Source organism: Bradyrhizobium sp. (genome assembly GCF_035484855.1).
In the GTDB taxonomy this organism is placed as follows: domain Bacteria; phylum Pseudomonadota; class Alphaproteobacteria; order Rhizobiales; family Xanthobacteraceae; genus Bradyrhizobium.
On sequence record NZ_DATHOP010000020.1, the window covers coordinates 1 to 21,645 of the forward strand.

Here is a 21,645-nt window from a genome sequence, read left to right on the forward strand (position 1 = left end):
CGGATTGGCAGCTAGCTCGCCGATGAAGGAGGTCAGCGACGAGGTCAGCGTGTCATGCGCGGCCATCATCAGGAAGCTCATATGGTCGACGATGTCCTGTGTCGACAATAGCGCGCCGTCTTCGTGGGTTGCGCGGCAGAGCTGCGAGAACAGGTCCTGGCCGTCTTTGGCGCGGCGGATCGGAATTTGCTCGGAGAAATAAGCCACGATGCGCTGCCGGCCTTTGACGCCGCGCGCCATCTTGGTGCCCGGAAGCGGCTTGCGGATCACGGCGATCGACGCCGCCACCATGTCGACAAAGGCGCGGGTGATCTCGTCGACCTCGGGGCCGATGCCGGCGCCGAGAAAGGAAGTTGCGGCAAGGTCGAGCGTGAGCTGCTTCATCGCCGGATAGAACAGCATCGCCCCCGGCTGCGCCTTCCATCGCACGACCCGCGCCGCGATGCCGGTGTCGAGCTCGGCGAGGTAGGATTTCATCGGTCCGGACTTGAACGCCACCGACAGCGCGCGCCGGTGCAACCGGTGCTCGTCGAAATCGAGCAGCATCAGCCCGCGTGGAAACAACAGGCCGAGAATCCGGCCCCAGCCATGGGTCGAGGAGAACAATTTGGCCTGGTCGAACAGCACCAGTTCATTGGCCTCTGGTCCCAGCAGCACCAGGCTGGTCTCACCGAACAAATGGCTGCGATAGACCAGCCCGTATTTGGCGGACTGGCGCTCCACCTGACCCTTGGGATCGGCGAGCACCTCGAGCGTCTTGCCAATCAGCGGCCAGCCTTCGTCGCCGGGAATGTGCGTCAGCGAATTGCGCTTGGGCGACGTCAGGCTGATCGCAGGCGAGACCGCAGTTTGCATCGACATGGCAACGGCTCCGGTTGGTCGCGCTTGAGCGAGCAAAATAGCCTGATGTGGTGACGCTGCAAAGCCTGGCGCTCCGATCAGGCGGAATTATGCCGGTCGGAGCCGCAGACAAATCCTGGCGCCATGCTAGGTTAGCGCAAAATGAGATCGAGCGGGAGGAATGCAATGCGAGGTGTTTTTCGGGTGTTTGTGGCCGTGTTCGCGGCGGCCTGGATGATGGCGGGGCCGGCATGGGCGCAAACCAAACCCGTCGTCACCAGCCTCGGGCCCGATTTTCCCAAGACTGAAATCTTCATCGGCAACAGCTTCTTCTATTACAACAACGGCATGCCGGGGCACGTCACGCTGCTGGAAAAGGCCGCCGATTCAGACCACAAGCAGGACTATCGCGCCACCATGGTGACGATCGGAGGCTCCGGTTTCGACTGGCACGACGTCGAGAGTTACTTTCGCCCCAACGCGATCGGCAACTATTCCTTCGACGAGCACAACAATGTCGTATTCGACAAGCCCGACAAATTGTTCGACGCAGCCGTCATGATGGATTGCAGCCAGTGTCCCATCCATCCCAGGCTGAAAAGCATTTTCACCGAATATGCCAGTAAGAACAGCGACATCGTCCGCGCCCATGGCGCAACGCCGGTGTTCTTCATGTCCTGGGCCTATTCCGACAGGCCGGAGATGACGGAGCAATTGGCCGAGGCCTACACGATCGCCGGCAACGACAACCACGCGCTGGTGATTCCGGCGGGGCTGGCGTTTGCGCGCGCCCGCGCCGCTCAGCCGGAGCTCAATCTCTACGCCCCCGACAAGCGGCATCCGAGTTTGGCGGGGACGTATCTCGCCGCCTGCACCACCTTCGCCGCGCTGACCGGACGCTCGCCGGTGGGCAATACTTATCTGGCCGGCATCGACGAGCCGACGGCCCGCTTCCTGCAGACCACGGCGTGGCAGACAGTGCAGGATTATTACGGCAAGTGAGTTGACTCGGAGCGGCCGAGGTTCACCTCGCCCCGCTTGCGGGGAGAGGTCGGATTGCATGCAATGCAATCCGGGTGAGGGGGACTCTCCGCGAGTCGCGCTCGCTGAGAGAGCCCCTCACCCCAACCCTCTCCCCGTGAAGAACGGGGAGAGGGAGAAGAGGTCAATATCGTTCGCAGGGACGACGAGAGAATTGAAGTTGCGCTTCACGCCTTGTTCTTGCGCTTCGCCGCTTCCTTCTGCAGGTCCGGCGCGTTGATGGTCGGGATCGCGACGCGGCCGGGGCCGGTCAGCGGCAGTGCGGCGGCAGCCCTTTCGTTTTCCATGATCTTGGCCATCACGGCTTGGCCTGCGCGCTCGAATATCGCGCGGTTCTCGATCACGAATTTCTGCGACTCCCGCAGCTTGGCGACGTAGCCGTTGATTTCCGGGATCACGTAGCGCGCCACCATGTCCCAGCTGCGGCGGGTATTTTCGGGATTGGCCCAGTCGTGCACGAAGCCGACGATGGTGCCGACGCCGCCGGAAACCTGAATCAGGTTCTTGATGGTTTTGACCAGATCATCCGGCGTGCCGATGGTGGAGGCGGCGGCCTCGCCGCCGGCGGTCTTTTCCACGGCGTCCTCGGGCGAGGTGAAGGGCTGCAGTCCCGGCCGCTGCAGGGTGCGGACATTATAGTCGTTGTGCCAGCGCATCAGGCCGGGGCCGGCCTCGCGGCGGGCCTGCTCGCGGCTTTCGGCGATGTGCCAGGACAGCAGCACGCGCCAGTCGGCGCGGCTCACGGTGGTGCCGTGCTTCTTGGCCGCGTCCTCGGCAAAACCCCATTGCGTCGGCAGCGCCATCAGACCCTGCGTCGACATCGAGCCGAGCGAAATAATGCCGATGCCGTATTTGCCGGCGAGCGTCATGCCCGAGGGCGAGATCTGCGAGGCCACCACGAACGGCATCTCTTCCTGCAGCGGCAGCAGCTGCAGCGCGGCGTCGTTCATGGTGAACCAGTCGCTCTTGGCGGTGACGCGCTCGCCCCGGAACAGGCGGCGGATGATCGCGATCGCCTCGTCCTGGCGGTCGCGCTGCGTCATCGGGTCGATGCCGAGCGTATGCGCGTCGGAGGCGAGCGCTCCGGGACCGCTTCCGAAGATGGCGCGGCCGCCGGTCATGTGGTCGAGCTGCACCATGCGCTGGGCGACATTGAAGGGGTGATGATAGGGCAGCGAGACCACGCCGGTGCCGAGCTTGATGCGCTTGGTGCGCTCGCCGGCGGCAGCCAGAAACATCTCCGGCGAGGCGATCATTTCCCAGCCCGAGGAATGATGCTCGCCGCACCAGAATTCGTCATAGCCGAGCGCGTCGATCTGCTCGACGAAATCGAGGTCCCTGCGGAATTGCAGCATCGGATGCTCGCCGATCGGGTGATGCGGCGCGAGGAAGGCTCCGAATTTCAGGCGTGCCATGGGTGTTTCTCCGGACGGAATATTCTTGTCGATGGGGCTGCCCAAGAGGCTACGGGCTGGAATGCGCCAAGGCAATCGCGGAAAGCCCGTTACGCTATCGGACATGGCGCCATGCGCGCAGCCGATGGATCGGCCGGGACGGATATGGGCTGCAACCCTGCATGAAGATTTAAGGAAATTCGGCTAGCTGGGACGGCGCATTCCAGAATAGGGCGCGAAGATCCCGGTCCTTCCGTGGCTGGTCGAACCGGGATCTTCACTCACATTTTTCAAGTCCGCTCGGATTGCGACAGCGACGAAGCCGCCTGTCCGGCGGCTTCACATGGCCTCCCTCAGCGTTTTCACCCGCGGATCGGTCCGATACGGGCAAAAGCGCATTCAGGCGGTCTGTCCGAGACGGCCGGATCAGTGCCCATCCCTCATAGTGTTTTGGCGAAAAAGCCTCTATGGGTCTCGGCTCAAATCCGCTGGAATGTTCATGAAGACCGCCACCAAAATCGCCATCGCCAGGGCCTTGCACGATGTCGTCCGATTTGGCCGGGGCATGGCAGGCCGGCCCGACAAGGGCCTGTTTTCCAGGCGCGGCATCACTTACGAACTGGACCTGTCGCAAGGCATCGACTTTGCCATCTACCTCGGCGGAATGTTCGAGTGGACAACCTCCGTCGCGCTGGCGAGATTGACGGAACCCTCGTCGTTGGTGCTGGATATCGGCGCCAATATCGGCGCCCACACGCTGCATTTGGCGAGTCTCGTCGGCCCGAACGGCCGCGTGATGGCATTCGAACCGACGGATTTTGCCTTCCAAAAACTCAAGCGCAATCTCGATCTCAATCCGCAACTCGGCTCCCGCGTTGAAACCTTCCAGTGCTTTCTGACGGCCGGCGATGAAGTCCGCGTTCCCCACGCGATCTATTCAAGCTGGCCGCTTACTGCCGAGACGGGACTGCACCCCAAGCATCTCGGCCGCGAAATGCAGACCGACGCAGCGCAGGCGCGGAGCCTCGATAGCGTGCTCGCCGAGCGCGCCGATCGCCGGGTGCAATTGGTCAAGCTCGATGTCGATGGCTATGAGTGCGACGTCCTCAAGGGTGCGACCGCGATGCTGCGCGATCAGCGTCCGGTTTTCGTCATGGAATTGGCGCCCTATTCGCTGGAGGAGCGCGGTTCGTCGCTCGACGAGCTGCTTTCCTACTTCGTGCCCAACGGCTACCGCTTCTATACCTTGCTGGGCCGAAGGCGTTTGCCGTCGACCGCAAGTCAGTTGCAGCGGCTGGTTGCCGACGGCGCCAGCGTGAACGTCGTGGTGCGCGCCGACCGATGATCTCAAGCCGGATTTGCAGGCCGGCTTTTCCGGGACAGGCGCAGCCGCTCCCGAAATCTCGACCAGTACCCCCGGGTGAAGAAGTCATCCACGACCTTCACGAATCCGACGATGATGATTGGAATCAGCGGATGGGCGTGACGATTGTCGCCGAAAATGTGGGTGTACACGGCCACCGCGTAGATCACCGCGAAGGGTACGGCCATCACCAGCAGCGTCATCCGCCGGTCGGGCCAGAAACAGAGGAATAGCCCGAACCAGGCAATCAGGATCAGCGGATCGCTCACGAAAAACGTGAGATGCAAGGGATCGCGCAATGATTTCAGGCTGTCCGTGACATAGGGTCGGATTCTCGCAATGTAGAAATTCTCCGCCGCGTCGCTGTAGAGATCCGTCGCTCGCGTCATCTCGGTGAATTTGTCGAACAGTTCTGGATAGCTGCCCCTGTCCACGCCCGAGTTCCAGCGATAGTAAGCCCGGATATGGCGAAACAGGAAGAAGCCGGTCATGTCGCGCGTGAGCTGGCGGTTGGCCTGGCAGCATACGGCGGCATATTGAAATCCGATCGACGCCAGCGGCAGCTGCAGCTGCCGCTCGATGATCGGAAACGACGATGTCCGCACCCGCCACGCGGCGTCGGCGATTCTTTGCCGGGCCTCGGCGGGCGACAGCCCCGTCGCGACCAGATCGCTGAACATATGCCAGGCGTCGTCGTAGGTGACGGCTTCTCTTCCGATCAGCCGGGCCCGGATTTCGTCGTTCAACACCACGGTGTTCAGCGATTGCGCGGTCTCCTTGTCGAGATCCCAGGCGACATAGGAAATGTGGGTCAGCATCAGGGCGTTCACGTTCGGCACGAAGAAGCCGATGCCGATGGCGGCCCTGTAAAGCGGAAAGGCAAGCGTGCCGGCGAAAAAGGCCAACGCGGTGAGAGCGTAGAGCGGAATCCGCCGGGGTTTGCCGCATTGGAACACGATCAGCGCGGCGGCGAGAACGCCGATCAGTCCAAGATAGGGACGAAACTGCGCGGCAACAATCGAGAGCGGGAGCAGCACGCTCAATGCGGCGCGCAGCGAGACACGGTGATCGAGCGCACGGATCGCAATTCCAAGGCAGAACAGCAGGAGTGAGGCAGGAACCGACTCTGTCAGCGCCGCGGCATGGAAAGACATGTAATAAGGGTGAAGGCCGCAAATGACGACCGCGGCCAGTTGCGCCGGCCGGCTGAGCCTCTGCCTGAAGGCGAGGACGAAGTAGGTGACGGCAAAGGCACTGAGCAGGCCTTGAAGGACCGCGAGCGCCGGCCACAAATACTCTCCAAAAATCCCGTCCAGCGCGCGGATCAAGAGCGGCAGGCCGGGCGGCACGTATTGGTACTGAAAGCCGAAATGCGACTGGTACAGTCGGGCGAGTTGCTCCGGGTCGAACAGCGCCTGTGCAAATTGAAAATAGACGATCGAGTCGATCCAGAATTTGGCGCCGGTGACGACGATCGAATAGGCATGGGTGAGAAGCGCGCACGATAGCAGCAGCGCACACCAGGCGCGCTCATTCCCGGCAAAAAAGCCGTCCCACATCCGCGGTGCCGGTGCATTCATGTCGTCACACCGCCAGCACGGATATGACCAGAGCGAGCCCGGCCATGCCGCATGCGATGCTGCGTCCGAACATTCCATGGCGAGGCGTATTCTCCAGCCGCAGGACCAGAAGCGCAAATCCGAGCAGGATCAGCGGCAGTTTTGCAATGGTATAAAGCTCCGTGGCGAACGAGATCGAGTGGGCGATAACGATCGCGAGGTAGATCGCGGCCACCGTCATGGCATCGTCGTCCCTGGCAAGGCAGCCCCAGATCACGCCCGCTGCGGCAAGCCCGATCAGCGCGATGATCCAGAATTCCGAAAGCCACTCCACCAGCCGCTTGTTGTGGGCGATGATATACTTGTTCCAGAACGCCATGGTGTCGAGATTGAAGGAGACGAAGTTGCGGAAGACGTTGTACAAATAGATTGCCGGCGCGGCGAGGATGTTCTGGCGGGCCTCTTTCGAAAACTCGGCGTTCAGCGGAACCGCGAAGGCATTGATCAGGCGCTCGCTATATTGTTCGGAGCCGGTGACTTTCGTGAAGATCGGCATGCCATATTTCCACCAGATCGGCTGCCACACCAGGAACGGTTGGTGCGGGTCCATTTTTTCGATGGATGTTCCCCAGAAGGCGTAACCTCCCTGAGCCGTCACGAGGGGCTGGCCGGCGATCAGCGTGTTGCGTCCGACATAGGGTCCGACGACCAGAATCATGCCGACCGCGATCAGTACGATCGACGTGATGGCGGTGCGCCGCGGCAACCGGAACAGCATCAGCGGCACGACGAAGACCGGAACGATCAGTGCGACGGGTTTCACCAGGGAGGTCAGGCCCCAGAGGATCCCGACGCCTGCGCTGGCCGGAGCCGACGACCCGGAACGCCGCAGCGAAAGCAGCCCCAGCGTGGCGAAAAGGGTCAGCACCACAAACAAAAAATGATAGGAAGCGAGATTGGCGAGCGCCAGCGAATAGGGATTGAGCGCCGCCGTGAATGCGATGCCGGCCGCGGCAACGCTTCCGCCGTAGAGCGAAGCCCAGAGGAACAGCGCCGCCGCCATCGCTCCGAGCAGGATGCATTGCGCGGAGACGACGGTGCGGCGGTCGCGGTCCGGATCGCGTTTGTCCGTGGTGTCCTTTCGAGCAGAAAAAAGGTCGCCGATCCAGAGCGAGGCGGCGACGAATGCCGGAAATCCGGGCGGCCGGATCAACGAAGGCACATCGTCGATGGTCAAGGCGCCGGTCGATCTCAAATTCTGCCCGATCTCGAAATGGTCCTCCCAAACCATCGGCGTGACCTTCGACAGCAGCAGAAGCGACAGCATCGAACTGACGATGAAGACCGCCGTGGTTTGCGCTAGCCTCGCCGAAACGCTGATTTCACCCGGTTTCATTGTGTTTTATTTCCAGAATACCCGCCGGATTTCAACCTGCCTCGATCCGAAACCGGTTCAGTTTGCTACCGGTTCAGTCTAAAAGGCGGAACGCTGACGGAAATGCAAGTCGCGTTTTCGCAAGGGACGATTGGCAATTCCATCGCCCGGTCACACCGCAGATACAAGCTTTTTGAGTCCATTCGAGGCCGTAATGAATCAAGCGCCACCCGCCGCTCCACCGCAGTTCGGCAATTTGCGGAAAAGGGAATTTCTGGAATACGCCGAGTCCAATCTGGACGAGCAGGATCGTCGGAGCAGGTTCAACGCCGCTTATCGTGAAGATGACCTGAAGTTCATGCGATTCCTGATTCCGCCGGGCAAGCGGGTGCTGGAACTGGGCTGCGGCCGCGGCGATTTGCTCGCCGCGCTGCAGCCGTCCTATGGCGTCGGCGTCGATTTCGGCGCCAGAACCATTGCCAGGGCCAGAGAGCTGCATCCCGATCTGCATTTTGTGCTGGGCGATGTCGAAGATCCGGCGACGCTCGGCGGCATCGAGGGGCCGTTCGACTACATCGTGATCGCGGACACCATCGGCATGTTCGAGGACATCGACGGCACCTTGCGGCTGGTGCATCATCTGTGCGCGCCGTCGACGCGGATCATCATCTCCTATTATTCGCATCTGTGGGAGCCGATCCTCAAGCTCGCCGAATTGCTGCGTCTGCGCGCCAGGCAGCCGAAGATCAATTACATCGCTACCGCCGACTTCCTCAATCTGATGGATCTCGCGGATTTCGAGATGATCAGCCACGAGCAGCGCCAGCTGATTCCGTTGCGCTGGTTCGGCATCGGCCCGTTCGTCAACCGCTTCATCGCCCCTCTGCCGGGGATCAGGAAGCTGTGCCTGCGGACCTATATCGTCGGACGCCCGGTCCGCCTGTTTCCGGATCGCAAATTTTCCGCGAGCATTCTGATTCCCTGCCGCAACGAGCGCGGCAACATCGAGAACGCGATCCTGCGGATGCCGCGATTCGGCTCTGCGCAGGAGATCCTGTTCGTCGAGGGCAATTCCAGCGACGGCACCTTCGAGGAATGCGAGCGCGTCCGCGATGCCTACAGGGACTCATGGGACATCAAGGTGCTGAAGCAGGACGGCAAGGGCAAGGGCGACGCGGTGCGCAAGGGCTTTGCCGCGGCGACCGGCGACGTGCTGATGATCCTCGACGCCGACCTGACCATGCCGCCGGAAGCGCTGCCGAAATTCCACGCCGTGATCGAGACCGGGAAGGCCGAATTCGTCAACGGCACCCGCCTGATCTATCCGATGGAGAACGAGGCGATGCGCCCGCTCAACTTCATCGCCAACCGGCTTTTTGCCTATCTGTTCAGCTATCTCGTCAACACAAGGATGACCGACACGCTGTGCGGCACCAAGGTGCTATTGCGAAAAGACTACGAAGTGCTGGCGAGCGAGCGTGGCTATTTCGGCAATTTCGATCCGTTCGGCGACTTCGACCTGATCTTCGGCGCGGCCAAGCAGAACCTCAAAATCATCGAGACGCCGATCCACTACAAGGCGCGCACTTTCGGGGAGACCCAGATATCGCGCTTCCGGGACGGCTGGCTGCTGTTGAAGATGGTGTGGTTCGCGTACCGCAAGCTGAAAGCGATTTGAGGCGGTCGCCAGAACACCCGTCATTGCGAGGAGCACTCTTGTCCGCCGAAGCCCGCCTTCGGGCGAAGGCGGATGCGACGAAGCAATCCACTCCTTCTTTCCGCGACGAAGATGGATTGCTTCGCTTGCGCTCGCAATGACGGATCGACGCTAACCTCCGCCGTCATTCCGGGGCGATGCAAAGCATCGAACCCGGAATCTCGAGATTCCCCGATGTGCAATTGCACATCTGAGGTTCGCATCTTCGATGCGCCCCGGAATGACGGGACGATCACCGTGTCCCACGTGTCAATCGGGCGAGGAATCCTGCCAACGCTTACCCCGGAGGTAATCGCGGGGACGACCGAAACCTGATCAGTCTGGTGCAACGGAATTCAGATCAGGCAGCTTTCCCATGCACCAGATTGTATCTCCGACCGTGGATTTCTCGCGCCGCTGGTGGGTGCTCGCGACCGTCGTCGCCGCGCAATTCATGTTCGGCGTCGATGCCTTCATCGTCAATGTCGCGATTCCGACCATTGCCGCTGAACTGCATGCGAGCCCGGCGCAGATCGAGGCGGTGATCGCGATCTACCTGATCGCCTATGCGACGCTGGTGGTCACCGGCGGCCGGCTCGGCGATATCTACGGCACCAAAAATATCTTTCTGGCCGGCGTGTCCGGCTTCACCGCGACCTCGCTGTGGTGCGGACTTTCGCAGTCCGGCGGCGAATTGATCGCAGCCCGCTTGGCGCAAGGCGCGACCGCGGCGCTGATGGTGCCGCAGGTGCTCGCCACGCTGCATCTGTTGTTTGCGGACGGCGCGCGCGCCCGCGCCTTTGCGATCTACGGCATCGTGCTGGGGCTCGCCGGCGCGGCCGGCTTCCTGCTCGGCGGCGTACTGGTCGCGTTCGATCCGGTGGGGCTCGGCTGGCGCGCGGTGTTCTTTGTCAACGTGCCGTTCGGGCTTATCATCATGGCTTCTGCCTGGCGCATCATGCCGCAGGTGGCGCGCCGTCCCGGCACGCAGCTCGATATATCAGGTGCGATCGTGCTGTTTGCGGGTTTGGTGTGCCTGATCGGGCCGCTATTGCTGGGCCAGGACCTGCATTGGGAGCCATCGGTCTGGTTTGTCATGGCCGGAGGGATCGCCGTCGTCGCGGCGTTCGTGCGGCTCGAGCGCCGGGTGGCCGGAAGTGGCGGTATGCCGCTGATCGATCTTGCATTGTTGTCCGATGCCGTCTTCATGCGCGGCCTGTACGCGGCGTTCTTCTTCTTCTTCGCCAATTTGTCATTCTATCTGGTGATGACGATTTTCATGCAGCGGGGCCTGCATATTCCGCCACTGCAGGCGGGCTGCGTGTTCCTGCCGCTGGTGCTCGCCTTCGTCGTGGCTTCGCGGCACAGCGCAATGCGGGCGCGCCGTCGCGGCACGCGCGTCCTGATCGAAGGCTGCGCCATCCAGATTGCCGGCCTCGCGGTGTTGGCGGCGGGCGTTGCATCGGCGGAAGCGACCGCATGGCGGCTGGCGCTGGTGCTGGCGATTTTCGGCTTCGGCCAGGGGCTGGTGATGGCGCCATTGTCGAGTGCGGTGCTTTCCACCGTGAAGCCTGCCAGCGCCGGCTCCGGTGCCGGGATGTACGGCACCACCCAGCAAATCGCCAACGCCAGCGGGGTCGCGGCCATCGGCGCGGTCTTCTTCACCATTGAAGCTGCCGGCTCCGCGCAGACGGCGCTGTTTGCGTCGCTGGCGCTGTTTGCGCTGTCGATCGCCACCGCCGCCGCGTTTCTGTCATGGATGCGCCGCGCGGCCGCACGTCGCGGCTGACTTATCCTCCGTGCTGACGTAATGGCAAAACTCGCGCAAAAACGCGCGGCGAGATCGCGAAGCTGTGTCCCGTCGTCATTGCGAGGCGCGAAGCGACGAAGCAATCCATCTTCGCTTATTGCGCGATGGATTGCTTCGCTTGCGCTCGCAATGACGGCGTGAGGTCGTCACCCATCGCCGCCGCCGCATTTCGGTCATGGAAGCGCCGCTCGGCCTGTCGCGAAATGTTATTTCTGGGGAATGACAGCACACGGTCTTTTTATTTTGCAGTGCAGCAACTATCTGTGCTCCCTGGAGTTAAGAAGTCTCTCGCCAAGGAGCTGCCGGTGTCCCTCGCCAAGAATGTCGAATTCCTGCGGCATCTGCCAAAACTGAATGCCCTCAACGGCTTTGGCCATTACGGACGTAACCTGCGGCCCGGATCGCACAGTCCGCTGGTCGAAACCACGGCTTTCGGGGCCAATTCGGGCGACTTGCGGATGTTTTCATTCGTTCCGGAAGGCCTCCAGCCAACGCCTGCCCTGGTCGTCGTGCTGCACGGCTGCGGCCAGACCGCCTCGGCCTATGATCTGGGCGCCGGCTGGTCGACGCTGGCAAAACATTATGGATTCGCGCTGCTGATGCCGGAGCAGCAGTCCGCCAACAACGCCAATGGCTGCTTCAACTGGTTCAATCCGGACGACACCGCGCGCGGCAGCGGCGAGGCCTGTTCGATCCGGCAGATGATTGCGCGAATGGTCCGCGACCACAAAATCGACGAGCGCCGCATCTTCGTCACCGGCCTTTCGGCCGGTGGCGCGATGACGTCGGTGATGCTGGCCACCTATCCCGAGGTGTTTTCCGCCGGCGCCGTCATCGCGGGCCTGCCCTACGGCGTCGCCAGCAATGTGCGGGAGGCGTTGAACGGCATGCTCCAGTCGTCCTCGCGCCCGGCCCGCGAATTGGGAGAACTGGTGCGCAAGGCGTCGAAGCATAAGGGGCCCTGGCCTAGGATTTCGGTATGGCACGGCAGTGCCGATCGCACGGTCAACCCGGCCAATGCCGACGAGATCGTCAAGCAATGGCTCGACCTGCATCATCTGCCCGCGGCGCCGATGTCGGAAGGCACCGTCGACGGCTATCCGCGCCAGATCTGGTGGGACGCCGACGGCGACACAGCCGTCGAATCCTACACCATCACCGACATGGCCCACGGCACCCCGCTCGGGCTCGCCGACAATGACGAGCGCTACGGCGCGCAGGGCGCGTTCCTGATCGAGGCGGGCATCTCCTCGTCGTATCACATCGCCAATTTCTTCGGCCTGACCGAACGGATTCGTCAGCCCAAAGCGGCGCCTGCGGCTGCGTCGAAGGAGATCCCGAAGGTCATTCCGATGATCCCGCCGGCGCCCTTGCCGATGCCGGATCTTTCCAAGGTGCTGTGGCCATTGGGGACCGTCCACCGCCCTGTCGAGCCGCCGCGTCAGCCGCGGCGTCGCGCCATCGATGTCGGAGGCGTCATCACCCGCGCGCTGACCGCCGCCGGCCTGATCAAATAGCGGCGCGTGACGGCGGCATGGTTAACGGCGATTGCCCGCGCCGGCCGCTTGCATTTTGTTCCGCTCCCGCAAAAATATTTCGGAACCGCTTGGCGGGGTCGCGCGTTTGCCCGGATTGTGACAGGCGGCTAAGTTCCCGCTGCAACTGGGCTGAACTTGGCCACCGACCGATCCTGATGTTGAATATCAATCGATTTGGTACTGCGGATTTTCTTGCCGGCGGGGGCGAGATGGGCGCGCTGACGCGGGCCCATGATTGGTCCGCGACCCCGCTCGGAAAACCCGAGAGCTGGCCGCAGAGCCTGCGCACGGCGGTGCGCATCCTGCTCAACACCAACCACCCGATGTTCATCTGGTGGGGTCCCGAACTGATCCAGTTCTATAACGACGCCTATCGCCAGACCATGGGACCCGAGCGTCATCCCAGCGCGCTCGGTCAGCCCGGCCGGGAATGCTGGGCCGAGATCTGGCCGATCATCGGGCCGCAGATCGAGCAGGTGATGAGTGGCGGCGGCGCGACCTGGCACGAGAACCAGCTCGTTCCGGTGACGCGCCACGGCAGGCTCGAGCAGGTCTGGTGGACCTATGGCTATAGCCCGATCGACGAAGACGATGGCGTCGGCGGCGTGCTGGTGGTTTGTCGCGACGTCACCAATGAATATCTCGCCGCCCAGGCGCTGCGCGAACGCGAGGCCGAACTGGCGCGGGTGCAGCAGGTGGGCCGGATCGGCGGGCTCGAAGTCGATCTGAGGACCGGCTTCCGCAATCGCCGGTCGCCGGAATATTTGCTGATCCACGGGCTGCCGCCGGAGGCGGCCGAGGAATCCCACGAGGACTGGGTGCGGCGCCTGCATCCCGACGATCGCGAGGCGACCGAAAAGAAATTCCGCGATGCGGTCGCCGGAGATGCGCTTGAATACAGCGTGCAGTACCGGATCATTCGTCCCTCCGACGGCGAGACCCGATGGATTTCGGTCAGATCCACTATCGAGCGCGACGCGCAGGGCAAGGCGATCCGCCTGGTCGGCGCGCATACCGATGTCACCGAGCAGGTCGCAGCCGAGCAGGCGCTGCGGCAAAGCGAGGAGCGCTTCCGAAAGTTGGCCGACCAGCTCGCCGAGCTCAACGCCACGCTGGCGCAGCGTGTCGAGGAGAAGACCCGGGAGCGCGACCGGATCTGGAACGTGTCGCAGGATCTCCTGGTGGTGGCCGATCGCGACGGCGTCTGGCGGACGGTCAATCCGGCCTTGACCCGGACGCTCGGCTGGAGCGAGGCCGAATTGTTGAACCGCACCTCGGAATGGCTGGCGCATCCCGACGATGGCGGCATCACCCGCGCGCACGTGGGCAAGCTCGGCGCCGGCGAGACCACCGTCAAATTCGAAAGCCGCTTCCGCCACAAGGACGGCTCCTATCGCTGGCTGTCCTGGACTGGTGTTGCCGATCGGGACCAGATCTATGCCGTCGCCCGCGACGTCACCGCCGAGAGGGCCGCCGCCGAGCGGCTGAAGGCGACCGAGGAAGCCCTGCTGCAGTCGCAGAAGATGGAAGCGGTGGGGCAACTGACCGGCGGCATTGCCCACGACTTCAACAATCTGTTGACGGGAATCGTGGGTTCCCTCGACCTGCTGCAGACCCGCCTCAACCAGGGGCGCACTGAAAACGTCGCGCGCTACATCAATGCGGCGATGACCTCGGCGAACCGCGCCGCGGCGCTGACCCATCGCCTGCTGGCCTTCGCGCGGCGGCAGCCGCTGATCCCGAAAAGCGTCGACGTCAATCAGCTGGTGGTGTCGCTGGAGGATCTGTTGCGCCGGACCATCGGCGAAACCATCGACCTGCAGATGCTGGCGGCGGACGATCTGTGGTTCACGCTATGCGATCCCAACCAGCTGGAAAGCGCGCTGCTCAATCTTGCGATCAATGCCCGCGACGCCATGCCGGACGGCGGCAGGCTCGCGATCTCGACCGCCAATGCGCGGATCGACAAACTGACCGCGGACATGCCGGCGCTTGCGCCCGGCGACTATGTCTGCGTCACGGTTGCCGACAGCGGCGTCGGGATGAGCGCGGAAGTGGCGGCGCGGGCCTTCGATCCGTTCTTCACCACCAAGCCGATCGGGCAGGGCACCGGGCTCGGGCTGTCGATGATCTATGGCTTCGCGCGGCAGTCGAACGGCCACGTCACCATCGACAGCAAGCTCGGGCAGGGCACGACGATCCGGCTCTATCTGCCGCGTCATCATGGCGGTCACGCCGCGGATCACGCCGCAGGTGTCAGGGCGGCCGAGTTCGCCTTCACCGGCGAGACCGTGCTGGTGGTCGAGGACGAGCCGGTGGTGCGCGGCGTCATCCTGGAGATGCTTACCGAGCAGGGCTATCGCACGCTGGACGCGGTCGATGGACCCTCGGGATTGAAGATTCTTCGCGGCGACCAGCGGATCGATCTGTTGGTCACCGACGTCGGCCTGCCCGGCATCAACGGCCGCCAGCTCGCCGACCAGGCCCGCGAGATGCGTCCCGGCCTCAAGGTGCTGTTCATCACCGGTTACGCCGACAGCGTGGCGACGGCCGACGGCTTCCTGCATGCAGGCATGGAGATGATCACCAAGCCGTTCGACCTCGACAACCTCTCGCAGCGCATCCGCGCGATGATTTCGAATTGAGCGGCAATAATCGCAGTCAGGCCGATGCGCTCACGACGCCGTCGCGCCGATCACCTCGATCGGCGTCACCGTGACCTCGCCGCCCGAGGCGGCCTGTCTCGTCCTCTCGGTATAATGCTTGAAGAAGTCGCGCGACTGTAACGCCTTCACGGCCGCCTCGTCTGCGGCCGCGGCGAGATGAAAATAGCTGGCGTTGTCGCGGTTCTTCATGACGCGGTAGCTGATTTTTCCCTTCAGCTCGGGATCAGTGTCGAGCGCGGTAATGAAGCGCGCGACTTCCCGATGCCATTCCTCCGGCGTGCCGTTGGCGAACTGGTATTTGATCATGAAATGCTTCATCGCGGGCCTCCTGCTGCAGGCCTCCAATCTGGCGCTTACAGGTACCCTTTTGCAAGTATGGACAAAAATGATACTATGGACTCTTTTGCAGCCGGCTTGTATTTTTCGCTGCGTGCAAGTGGAGATCGTCATGGCGAAGGCAAAAACGGCGCCGATCTGCGGATGCCCGGTGGCGGCGTTCCAGAAGATGATCAGCGGCAAATACAAGCTGCGCATCGTCTGGGATCTGCAGGACGGCCCGAGGCGCTATGGTGAAATCCGCAGCGGCCTGCTGCGCGGCTCTATCGGCAGCGCCGAAATCGCGCCGCGCGTGCTGTCGCGCGAATTGAAGGCGCTGACCGAGCAGGGCCTGATCGACCGCCGGGATTTTGGCGAAGTCCCGCCCAGGGTCGAATACCGGCTGACCCGCAAGGGCCGGAGTTTTGTCCCCGTCATCGCCGCGATCCGCGACTGGGGGTCGCGCCATCTCGCGCCATCGAACGCGGTCGAGATGGAAGCGGCCGAATAGACGGGCGGCGCGCGCTTACATCTCGCCGGTGAGAAATGGATTGGTCAGCCGTTCCTGGCCGATGCTCGATCCCGGGCCGTGGCCGCAGATGAAGCCGACGTCGTCGCCGAGCGGCAACAGCTTGTCCTTGATCGACTTGATCAGGGTCGCGTGATTGCCGCCGGGAATGTCGCTGCGTCCGACCGAGCCGCTGAACAGCACGTCGCCGACATGGGCAAAGTGCATTTCCTTGTTGTAGTACACCACGCTGCCCGGCGAATGGCCGGGGCAATGCAGGATGTCGAAGCTCAACTCGCCGATCGCGACCCGGTCGCCTTCTTCGAGCCAGCGGTCGGGGGCGAAATCGCGCACCCCGGTCATGCCGAAGCGGGCGCCGCTTCCCACCACATTGTCGAGCAGGAACTTGTCGGCGATGTGCGGGCCTTCGATAGCGACCTTCAGCGCGTCGCGCAGTTCGGCGGCGCCGCCGACATGGTCGATGTGGCCGTGGGTCAGCCAGATCTTCTCCACCGTGACGCCGGTCTGCTTGATTCCCGCCATGATCTTCGGCACGTCGCCGCCGGGGTCGATCACGACCGCCTTCCTGGTGGCCTCGCACCACAGCAGGGTGCAATTCTGCTCGAACAGCGTGACCGGTATGATGGCGGCGCCGGCCTTCGCCTTGGTTTCGGTTTGCTCGGTCATGTCAGCACAATGCCGATTTTTGGCAGTGAGCCAAGTAAAAGATTCGAGCATTTGCGCGCCGCCGGCCGCGCGATCTGTCATACCGGAGTCGCCATAGGCGCGCTGGTTGAACCTGCCGCCGGTTCCGGCGTTGCCCTGCGCAACGCGATTTCAAGGGAGCGCCGTCCGAGATGGATCAAAGCGACGAATTCTGGTGGCGGCACGGGATTTTCTATCAAATCTATCCGCGCTCATTCCAGGATTCCAATGCCGACGGCGTCGGCGACATCCAGGGCATTGTCGATCGGCTGCCCTATCTGCGGGCGCTTGGCATTGATGCGATCTGGCTGTCGCCGATCTTTCCGTCCCCGATGGCCGATTTCGGCTACGACATTTCCGACTACGTGGGCATCGATCCGCTGTTCGGCACGATGGACGATTTCGACGCGTTGATGGCGGCTGCGCATGCCGCTGGCCTCAAAGTCATCCTCGATCTCGTGCCCAACCATACCTCCGACCAGCATCCGTGGTTCGTCGAGAGCCGCGCCTCGCGCGAAAATCCCAGGCGCGACTGGTATCTCTGGCGCGACCCTGCGGCGGACGGCGGGCCACCGAACAACTGGTTGTCGGAGTTCGGCGGCAGCGCCTGGCAATATGACGCCAAGACCGGGCAATATTACTATCACGCCTTTCTCGCCCAGCAGCCGGATTTGAACTGGCGCAACCCGCAAGTGCGTCAGGCCGTCTATGACGTGATGCGCTTCTGGCTTCGCAAGGGGGTCGATGGCTTCCGCGTCGACGTGATCTGGCATCTGATCAAGGATGCGCAGTTTCGCGACAACCCGCCCAATCCGAACTTTCGCGAAGGTCGGCCGCCGAATGAAAGGCTCTTGACGCAATACTCCACCGATCAGCCCGAGGTCCACGAGGTGATCGCAGAGATGCGGCGCGTGACCGACGAATTCGGCTCTCGCGTGTTGATCGGCGAAGTCTACCTGCCGCTGCACCGTCTCGTCGCCTATTATGGCAACGACCTCTCCGGTGCGCAGATGCCGTTCAACTTCGCGCTGTTGTCGACGCTGTGGAGCGCGCGCTCGATCGAAAGGATCATCGCCGACTACGAGCGCGCCTTGCCGGCCGGCGCCTGGCCGAACTGGGTGCTCGGCAACCATGACCGGCCGCGGGTGGCGAGCCGGGTCGGGCCGGAACAGGCGCGGGTTGCCGCGATGCTGCTATTGACGCTGCGGGGAACGCCGACGCTCTATTACGGCGACGAGATCGGCATGCATCAGGTCGCGATCGCGCCCAATCAGGTGCGCGACCCCTTCGAGAAGAACGTGCCTGATATCGGCGTCGGCCGCGACGGTTGCCGCACCCCGATGCAATGGAGCGCCGCGCCGCATGCGGGCTTCTCGACGGCAGTGCCGTGGCTGCCGTTGCCCGACGATTTCGTCCACGAAAACGTGGTCAACCTGGCGGCGGATTACCGATCCATCCTCCACCTCTACAGGGCGTTGATCGAACTGCGAAGGCAATACCCGCCGCTTGTCTCGGGCGACTACGTACAGATTGCCGCACAGGGCGATCTCCTGCTCTACCGGCGTCAGCAGGAAGGCCAGGCGATGGTGGTCGCGCTCAATCTGGGCGCCGAGCCGGTTTCGATGACGTCCGATGCCGCCGGCCTCGATGGCGAGGTTCTGCTTTCAACGATGCTCGACAGGGCAGGCGAGAAAATTCAGGGCACGCTGGATTTGCGCGGCAATGAAGGCGTGATCATCGGGTAGAGCATGATCCGGAAAAGTGGACGCCGGTTTTCCGAAAAGATCATGCTCAAACAAAAAATTATCCTGACAATTCACGCCGGGTGGCCGGCCTTGCCGGCCGCATCGATGTCGATGTCGCTACGCTTGAGCAGATAGTCGAGGCCGCCGACGCGATACCAGCGGTAGCCATAGCCCTCGATCACCAGCCTGTGCCGGCCGCGCTCGTCGGCATGGCTGTGATCCTCCGCCAGAAGGTTGACCAATAGCTTGCCCGCGTCTCCCGGCAGCCCGCTCGCAAACGAAATCTCCCGCGGCTTCTCGTCGAGATTGTGCACGAACAGTACGGAATTGTTGCGCCAGTCGTAGCGCAGGATCAATACCGCGGGGTCGCGCGTCGCGATCACCTGAAAATCGCCCCAGCCGATCTCCGGAACTTCCTTGCGCATCCGGATGATGCGTTCGGTCCAGTTCAGCATCGAGTTGGTGTCGCGGCGCTGCTTGGCGACGTTGACATGCTGATAGCCGTAGGGGCCCTCGTCGATCACGGGCGAGCAGGGCCGGTCGCTCTCGGTGAAGCCGGCATGCGGCTCGGTCGACCATTGCATCGGCGTGCGGGCGCAATTGCGCTCGGGCAAAGCGAGATTATCGCCCATGCCGATCTCGTCGCCGTAGCGGATCACCGGCGTCCCCGGCAGCGTGCACATCAGGCTATAGGCCAGTTCGAGGCGACGGCGGTCGCCGCCCAGCATCGGCGCCAGCCGGCGGCGGATGCCGCGGTCGTAGAGCTGCATGTTCTTGTCGGGACCGAATTTCTCGAATACGACCTGCCGCTGCGCCTTGGTCAGCCGGCCGAGATCGAGCTCGTCGTGGTTGCGCAAAAACAGCCCCCATTGCGCGGTCGCGGGCCGCGGCCTGGTCGCCTTCAGCGCCTTCGCCAGTGGACGGGTATCGGCGGACGCCAGCGCATAGAACAGATGCTGGTTGACGTGGAAGTTGAACATCATCTGCATGCGGTCGCCGTCGTCGCCGAAATATTCCATGTCGGTTTCCGGCAGCACATTGGCTTCGGCGAGAATGATCGCGTTGCCCTGCCGCCATTGCAGGAATTCCCGGAACGAGCGCAGCATGTCGTATTGTTCCACGGGCGTGCGGACCCTGGCGCCCTTGGTCGCGATCACGAAGGGAACAGCGTCCATGCGAAAACCGGAGACGCCGAGCTGAATCCAGAACCCCATGATCTTGAGGATTTCGGCCTGGACCAGCGGGTTCGAGGTGTTGAGGTCTGGCTGGAAATCATAAAAGCGGTGAAAGTACCAGGCCCTGGCCTCCTTGTCGTGCGTCCAGGTTGACTTCTGCACACCGGGAAACACCATGCCCTTGTTGGCGTTGGCCGGCCGCTTGTCGGCCCACACATACCAGTCGCGGAACGGCGAATCCCTCGAGCTTCGCGCGTCCTTGAACCAGGCGTGCTGGTCCGAGGTGTGGTTGACGACGAGATCGATGATGACGCGGATGCCGCGCTGCCGGCAGCCATGGGTGAACTCGACGAAATCGCCGAGCGTGCCGTAACGCGGATCGACGCCGTAATAGTCGGAGATGTCGTAGCCGTCGTCCTTGCCCGGGGAGGGCTGGAACGGCATCAGCCAGATCGTGGTGACGCCGAGGCCCTGCAGATAATCGAGCCGCCGCAGCAGGCCCTTGAAGTCGCCAATGCCGTCGCCATTGGCGTCCATATAGGTGCCGACGGAAAGGCAGTAGAATACGCCGTTCTTGTACCAGAGGTCGTCGATCATGCCCTGCCAGCCATTCTTGTCGTTGACCGGTATCAAGTGACGGCTGACGGTCGGGTTCCGCGCACAGCTTTAGTTCGCCGGCGGGTGTAGCGCGATGGAGAACGAAACCGGAATCGGCTAGTATGCCGCGATGGAACAGCCCGCCCGCCAGATCAGCCTCGCGCCGCCGCCGGACCGACGTCAGTCCGAGACGGCGCTTGCGATCGCGCGCGGCACCGCGCGGCTGTTGCGGTCGCTGGGATTTTCCTGCATCAGCGAATTGCCGCTGCCTTCGGGCCGGCGCGCTGACCTGGTGGCGCTGAACCAGCGCGGCGAGATCTGGATCGTCGAGATCAAGTCGTCGATCGAGGATTTCCGGGCCGACCAGAAATGGCAGGATTACCGGCTGCACTGCGACCGGCTGTTTTTCGCCTTCACGCAGGATATTCCCTGCGAGATTTTCCCTGCCGATACCGGCCTGATCGTGGCGGACGCCTATGGCGCGTATTTGCATTGTAACGCGCCGGAGCATCGGCTGGCGGGGCCGACCCGCAAATCGATGACGGTGCGCTTTGCGGTCGCCGCGGCCCAGCGCATCAACCGGCTGGTCGATCCGCAGGGGCACGGGGAATTTTAGTCTTGTATGGTGGCAAAGGCGCGTCCGCGCCGTGCCCACCATCTATCCAATTCGTTAACCGGTGTGGTGGGCATGCTTCGCCTTGCCCACCCTACGATCCGAAGTTCCAGGTAATATTACCGCGGCGCGCGCTTGGCGAGGATGCGCTGCAGCGTCCGGCGGTGCATGTTCAGCCGCCGCGCGGTCTCCGAGACGTTGCGGTTGCACATCTCGTAGATGCGCTGGATGTGCTCCCAGCGCACACGATCCGCCGACATCGGGTTGTTCGGCGGCTCCGACTTCTCGGTGCCGCTCGCGAGCAGGGCCGCGACCACATCGTCGGCGTCGGCGGGTTTTGAGAGATAATCGACTGCACCCATTTTCACGGCGGTCACCGCGGTGGCGATGTTGCCGTAACCAGTCAGCACGATCGCGCGCGCTTCGGGACGTTTCAGCTTCAAGGCCGACACCACGTCGAGGCCGTTGCCGTCGCCGAGCCGCAAATCCACCACTGCGAAGGCGGGCGCGGCCTTTCCGATCTGCGCCAGCCCATCGGACACGGTGTCGCAGGAGGTCACTTCAAAGCCGCGGGTTTCCATGGCGCGCGACAACCGCTCCAGAAACGGCTTGTCGTCTTCCACGATCAGCAGGGAACGATCGGTTTGATCGGTCAGTTCGGCGATGGCGTTCACGGTGTGCAATCCTTATGTCGAACAATCAACA

Annotated in this window: 17 protein-coding genes; 9 read left to right on the forward strand and 8 right to left on the reverse strand. The window is 62.9% G+C overall.

The window, feature by feature from the left end; genetic code table 11:
* The coding region (locus VK804_RS01410) for a cytochrome P450 (protein ID WP_325367022.1) at positions 1-861 on the reverse strand (861 nt) is incomplete at its 3' end.
* A gap of 165 nt (positions 862-1,026) precedes the next feature.
* On the opposite strand from VK804_RS01410, the gene VK804_RS01415 reads away from it, so the two are divergent.
* Positions 1,027-1,842 (forward strand): DUF4886 domain-containing protein, encoded by an 816-nt coding sequence (locus VK804_RS01415; protein ID WP_414642693.1) that lies wholly within the window; start codon positions 1,027-1,029, stop codon positions 1,840-1,842.
* Between the two features lie 206 nt (positions 1,843-2,048).
* Here VK804_RS01415 and VK804_RS01420 read toward each other — a convergent pair whose 3' ends face one another.
* Complete coding sequence (locus tag VK804_RS01420) at positions 2,049-3,296, reverse strand: LLM class flavin-dependent oxidoreductase (protein ID WP_325367024.1); 1,248 nt, start codon at positions 3,294-3,296, stop codon at positions 2,049-2,051.
* A 478-nt stretch (positions 3,297-3,774) separates the two neighbouring features.
* Here VK804_RS01420 and VK804_RS01425 point away from each other — a divergent pair, with 478 nt between their 5' ends.
* Positions 3,775-4,620, forward strand: a complete 846-nt coding sequence (locus VK804_RS01425) for an FkbM family methyltransferase (RefSeq protein WP_325367026.1) — start codon at positions 3,775-3,777, stop codon at positions 4,618-4,620.
* Between the two features lie 2 nt (positions 4,621-4,622).
* Here the strand turns inward: VK804_RS01425 and VK804_RS01430 are convergent, their stop codons facing one another.
* The gene (locus VK804_RS01430) at positions 4,623-6,218 is read right to left on the reverse strand and encodes a hypothetical protein (RefSeq protein WP_325367028.1); all 1,596 of its coding nucleotides are present in this window, start codon (positions 6,216-6,218) and stop codon (positions 4,623-4,625) included.
* A gap of 4 nt (positions 6,219-6,222) precedes the next feature.
* Positions 6,223-7,593, reverse strand: a complete 1,371-nt coding sequence (locus VK804_RS01435; protein WP_325367030.1) for a hypothetical protein — start codon at positions 7,591-7,593, stop codon at positions 6,223-6,225.
* A gap of 193 nt (positions 7,594-7,786) precedes the next feature.
* Between VK804_RS01435 and VK804_RS01440 the strand changes: the two genes are divergently transcribed.
* The 4 genes from VK804_RS01440 to VK804_RS01455 all read left to right on the forward strand — a co-directional run bounded on the left by VK804_RS01440 (position 7,787) and on the right by VK804_RS01455 (position 15,261).
* Positions 7,787-9,250, forward strand: coding sequence for a glycosyltransferase (locus tag VK804_RS01440; protein ID WP_325367032.1), 1,464 nt, complete (start codon positions 7,787-7,789; stop codon positions 9,248-9,250).
* A 394-nt stretch (positions 9,251-9,644) separates the two neighbouring features.
* Positions 9,645-11,057 (forward strand): MFS transporter, encoded by a 1,413-nt coding sequence (locus VK804_RS01445; RefSeq protein ID WP_325367034.1) that lies wholly within the window; start codon positions 9,645-9,647, stop codon positions 11,055-11,057.
* Positions 11,058-11,383: 326 nt separating this feature from the next.
* Complete coding sequence (locus VK804_RS01450; RefSeq protein WP_325367036.1) at positions 11,384-12,595, forward strand: PHB depolymerase family esterase; 1,212 nt, start codon at positions 11,384-11,386, stop codon at positions 12,593-12,595.
* A 176-nt stretch (positions 12,596-12,771) separates the two neighbouring features.
* Entirely contained in the window at positions 12,772-15,261 is a 2,490-nt protein-coding gene (locus VK804_RS01455; protein WP_325367038.1) for a PAS domain-containing protein, read from the forward strand.
* 30 nt (positions 15,262-15,291) lie between these two features.
* Here the strand turns inward: VK804_RS01455 and VK804_RS01460 are convergent, their stop codons facing one another.
* Complete coding sequence (locus tag VK804_RS01460; protein WP_325367040.1) at positions 15,292-15,600, reverse strand: hypothetical protein; 309 nt, start codon at positions 15,598-15,600, stop codon at positions 15,292-15,294.
* Between the two features lie 130 nt (positions 15,601-15,730).
* Here VK804_RS01460 and VK804_RS01465 point away from each other — a divergent pair, with 130 nt between their 5' ends.
* On the forward strand, positions 15,731-16,108 hold the full coding sequence (locus tag VK804_RS01465) for a helix-turn-helix domain-containing protein (protein WP_325367043.1): 378 nt from the start codon (positions 15,731-15,733) through the stop codon (positions 16,106-16,108).
* A 15-nt stretch (positions 16,109-16,123) separates the two neighbouring features.
* Here the strand turns inward: VK804_RS01465 and VK804_RS01470 are convergent, their stop codons facing one another.
* The gene (locus VK804_RS01470) at positions 16,124-16,792 is read right to left on the reverse strand and encodes an MBL fold metallo-hydrolase (protein ID WP_325367044.1); all 669 of its coding nucleotides are present in this window, start codon (positions 16,790-16,792) and stop codon (positions 16,124-16,126) included.
* A 170-nt stretch (positions 16,793-16,962) separates the two neighbouring features.
* Here VK804_RS01470 and VK804_RS01475 point away from each other — a divergent pair, with 170 nt between their 5' ends.
* Positions 16,963-18,555 (forward strand): alpha-amylase family glycosyl hydrolase, encoded by a 1,593-nt coding sequence (locus VK804_RS01475; RefSeq protein WP_325367046.1) that lies wholly within the window; start codon positions 16,963-16,965, stop codon positions 18,553-18,555.
* Positions 18,556-18,626: 71 nt separating this feature from the next.
* Here VK804_RS01475 and VK804_RS01480 read toward each other — a convergent pair whose 3' ends face one another.
* Positions 18,627-20,327: an alpha-amylase family protein gene (locus VK804_RS01480; protein WP_325367054.1), complete on the reverse strand. Its 1,701-nt coding sequence runs from the start codon at positions 20,325-20,327 to the stop codon at positions 18,627-18,629.
* Positions 20,328-20,457: 130 nt separating this feature from the next.
* Here VK804_RS01480 and VK804_RS01485 point away from each other — a divergent pair, with 130 nt between their 5' ends.
* Complete coding sequence (locus tag VK804_RS01485; RefSeq protein WP_325367048.1) at positions 20,458-20,943, forward strand: MmcB family DNA repair protein; 486 nt, start codon at positions 20,458-20,460, stop codon at positions 20,941-20,943.
* A gap of 116 nt (positions 20,944-21,059) precedes the next feature.
* Here VK804_RS01485 and VK804_RS01490 read toward each other — a convergent pair whose 3' ends face one another.
* Positions 21,060-21,614 carry an ActR/PrrA/RegA family redox response regulator transcription factor gene (locus VK804_RS01490; protein ID WP_325367050.1) on the reverse strand — a complete coding sequence of 185 codons (555 nt, stop codon included), beginning with the start codon at positions 21,612-21,614 and terminating at the stop codon, positions 21,060-21,062.
* Positions 21,615-21,645: the final 31 nt, after the last annotated feature.

What these genes read in the sequence shown, in the direction of transcription:
- VK804_RS01415 (WP_414642693.1), top strand. Translation starts at nt 1,027, where the DNA reads ATGCGAGGTGTTTTTCGGGTGTTTGTGGCCGTGTTCGCGGCGGCCTGG.
- VK804_RS01420 (WP_325367024.1), bottom strand. Translation starts at nt 3,296, where the DNA reads ATGGCACGCCTGAAATTCGGAGCCTTCCTCGCGCCGCATCACCCGATC.
- VK804_RS01425 (WP_325367026.1), top strand. Translation starts at nt 3,775, where the DNA reads ATGAAGACCGCCACCAAAATCGCCATCGCCAGGGCCTTGCACGATGTC.
- VK804_RS01430 (WP_325367028.1), bottom strand. Translation starts at nt 6,218, where the DNA reads ATGAATGCACCGGCACCGCGGATGTGGGACGGCTTTTTTGCCGGGAAT.
- VK804_RS01435 (WP_325367030.1), bottom strand. Translation starts at nt 7,593, where the DNA reads ATGAAACCGGGTGAAATCAGCGTTTCGGCGAGGCTAGCGCAAACCACG.
- VK804_RS01440 (WP_325367032.1), top strand. Translation starts at nt 7,787, where the DNA reads ATGAATCAAGCGCCACCCGCCGCTCCACCGCAGTTCGGCAATTTGCGG.
- VK804_RS01445 (WP_325367034.1), top strand. Translation starts at nt 9,645, where the DNA reads ATGCACCAGATTGTATCTCCGACCGTGGATTTCTCGCGCCGCTGGTGG.
- VK804_RS01455 (WP_325367038.1), top strand. Translation starts at nt 12,772, where the DNA reads ATGTTGAATATCAATCGATTTGGTACTGCGGATTTTCTTGCCGGCGGG.
- VK804_RS01460 (WP_325367040.1), bottom strand. Translation starts at nt 15,600, where the DNA reads ATGAAGCATTTCATGATCAAATACCAGTTCGCCAACGGCACGCCGGAG.
- VK804_RS01465 (WP_325367043.1), top strand. Translation starts at nt 15,731, where the DNA reads ATGGCGAAGGCAAAAACGGCGCCGATCTGCGGATGCCCGGTGGCGGCG.
- VK804_RS01470 (WP_325367044.1), bottom strand. Translation starts at nt 16,792, where the DNA reads ATGACCGAGCAAACCGAAACCAAGGCGAAGGCCGGCGCCGCCATCATA.
- VK804_RS01475 (WP_325367046.1), top strand. Translation starts at nt 16,963, where the DNA reads ATGGATCAAAGCGACGAATTCTGGTGGCGGCACGGGATTTTCTATCAA.
- VK804_RS01480 (WP_325367054.1), bottom strand. Translation starts at nt 20,327, where the DNA reads ATGATCGACGACCTCTGGTACAAGAACGGCGTATTCTACTGCCTTTCC.
- VK804_RS01485 (WP_325367048.1), top strand. Translation starts at nt 20,458, where the DNA reads ATGGAACAGCCCGCCCGCCAGATCAGCCTCGCGCCGCCGCCGGACCGA.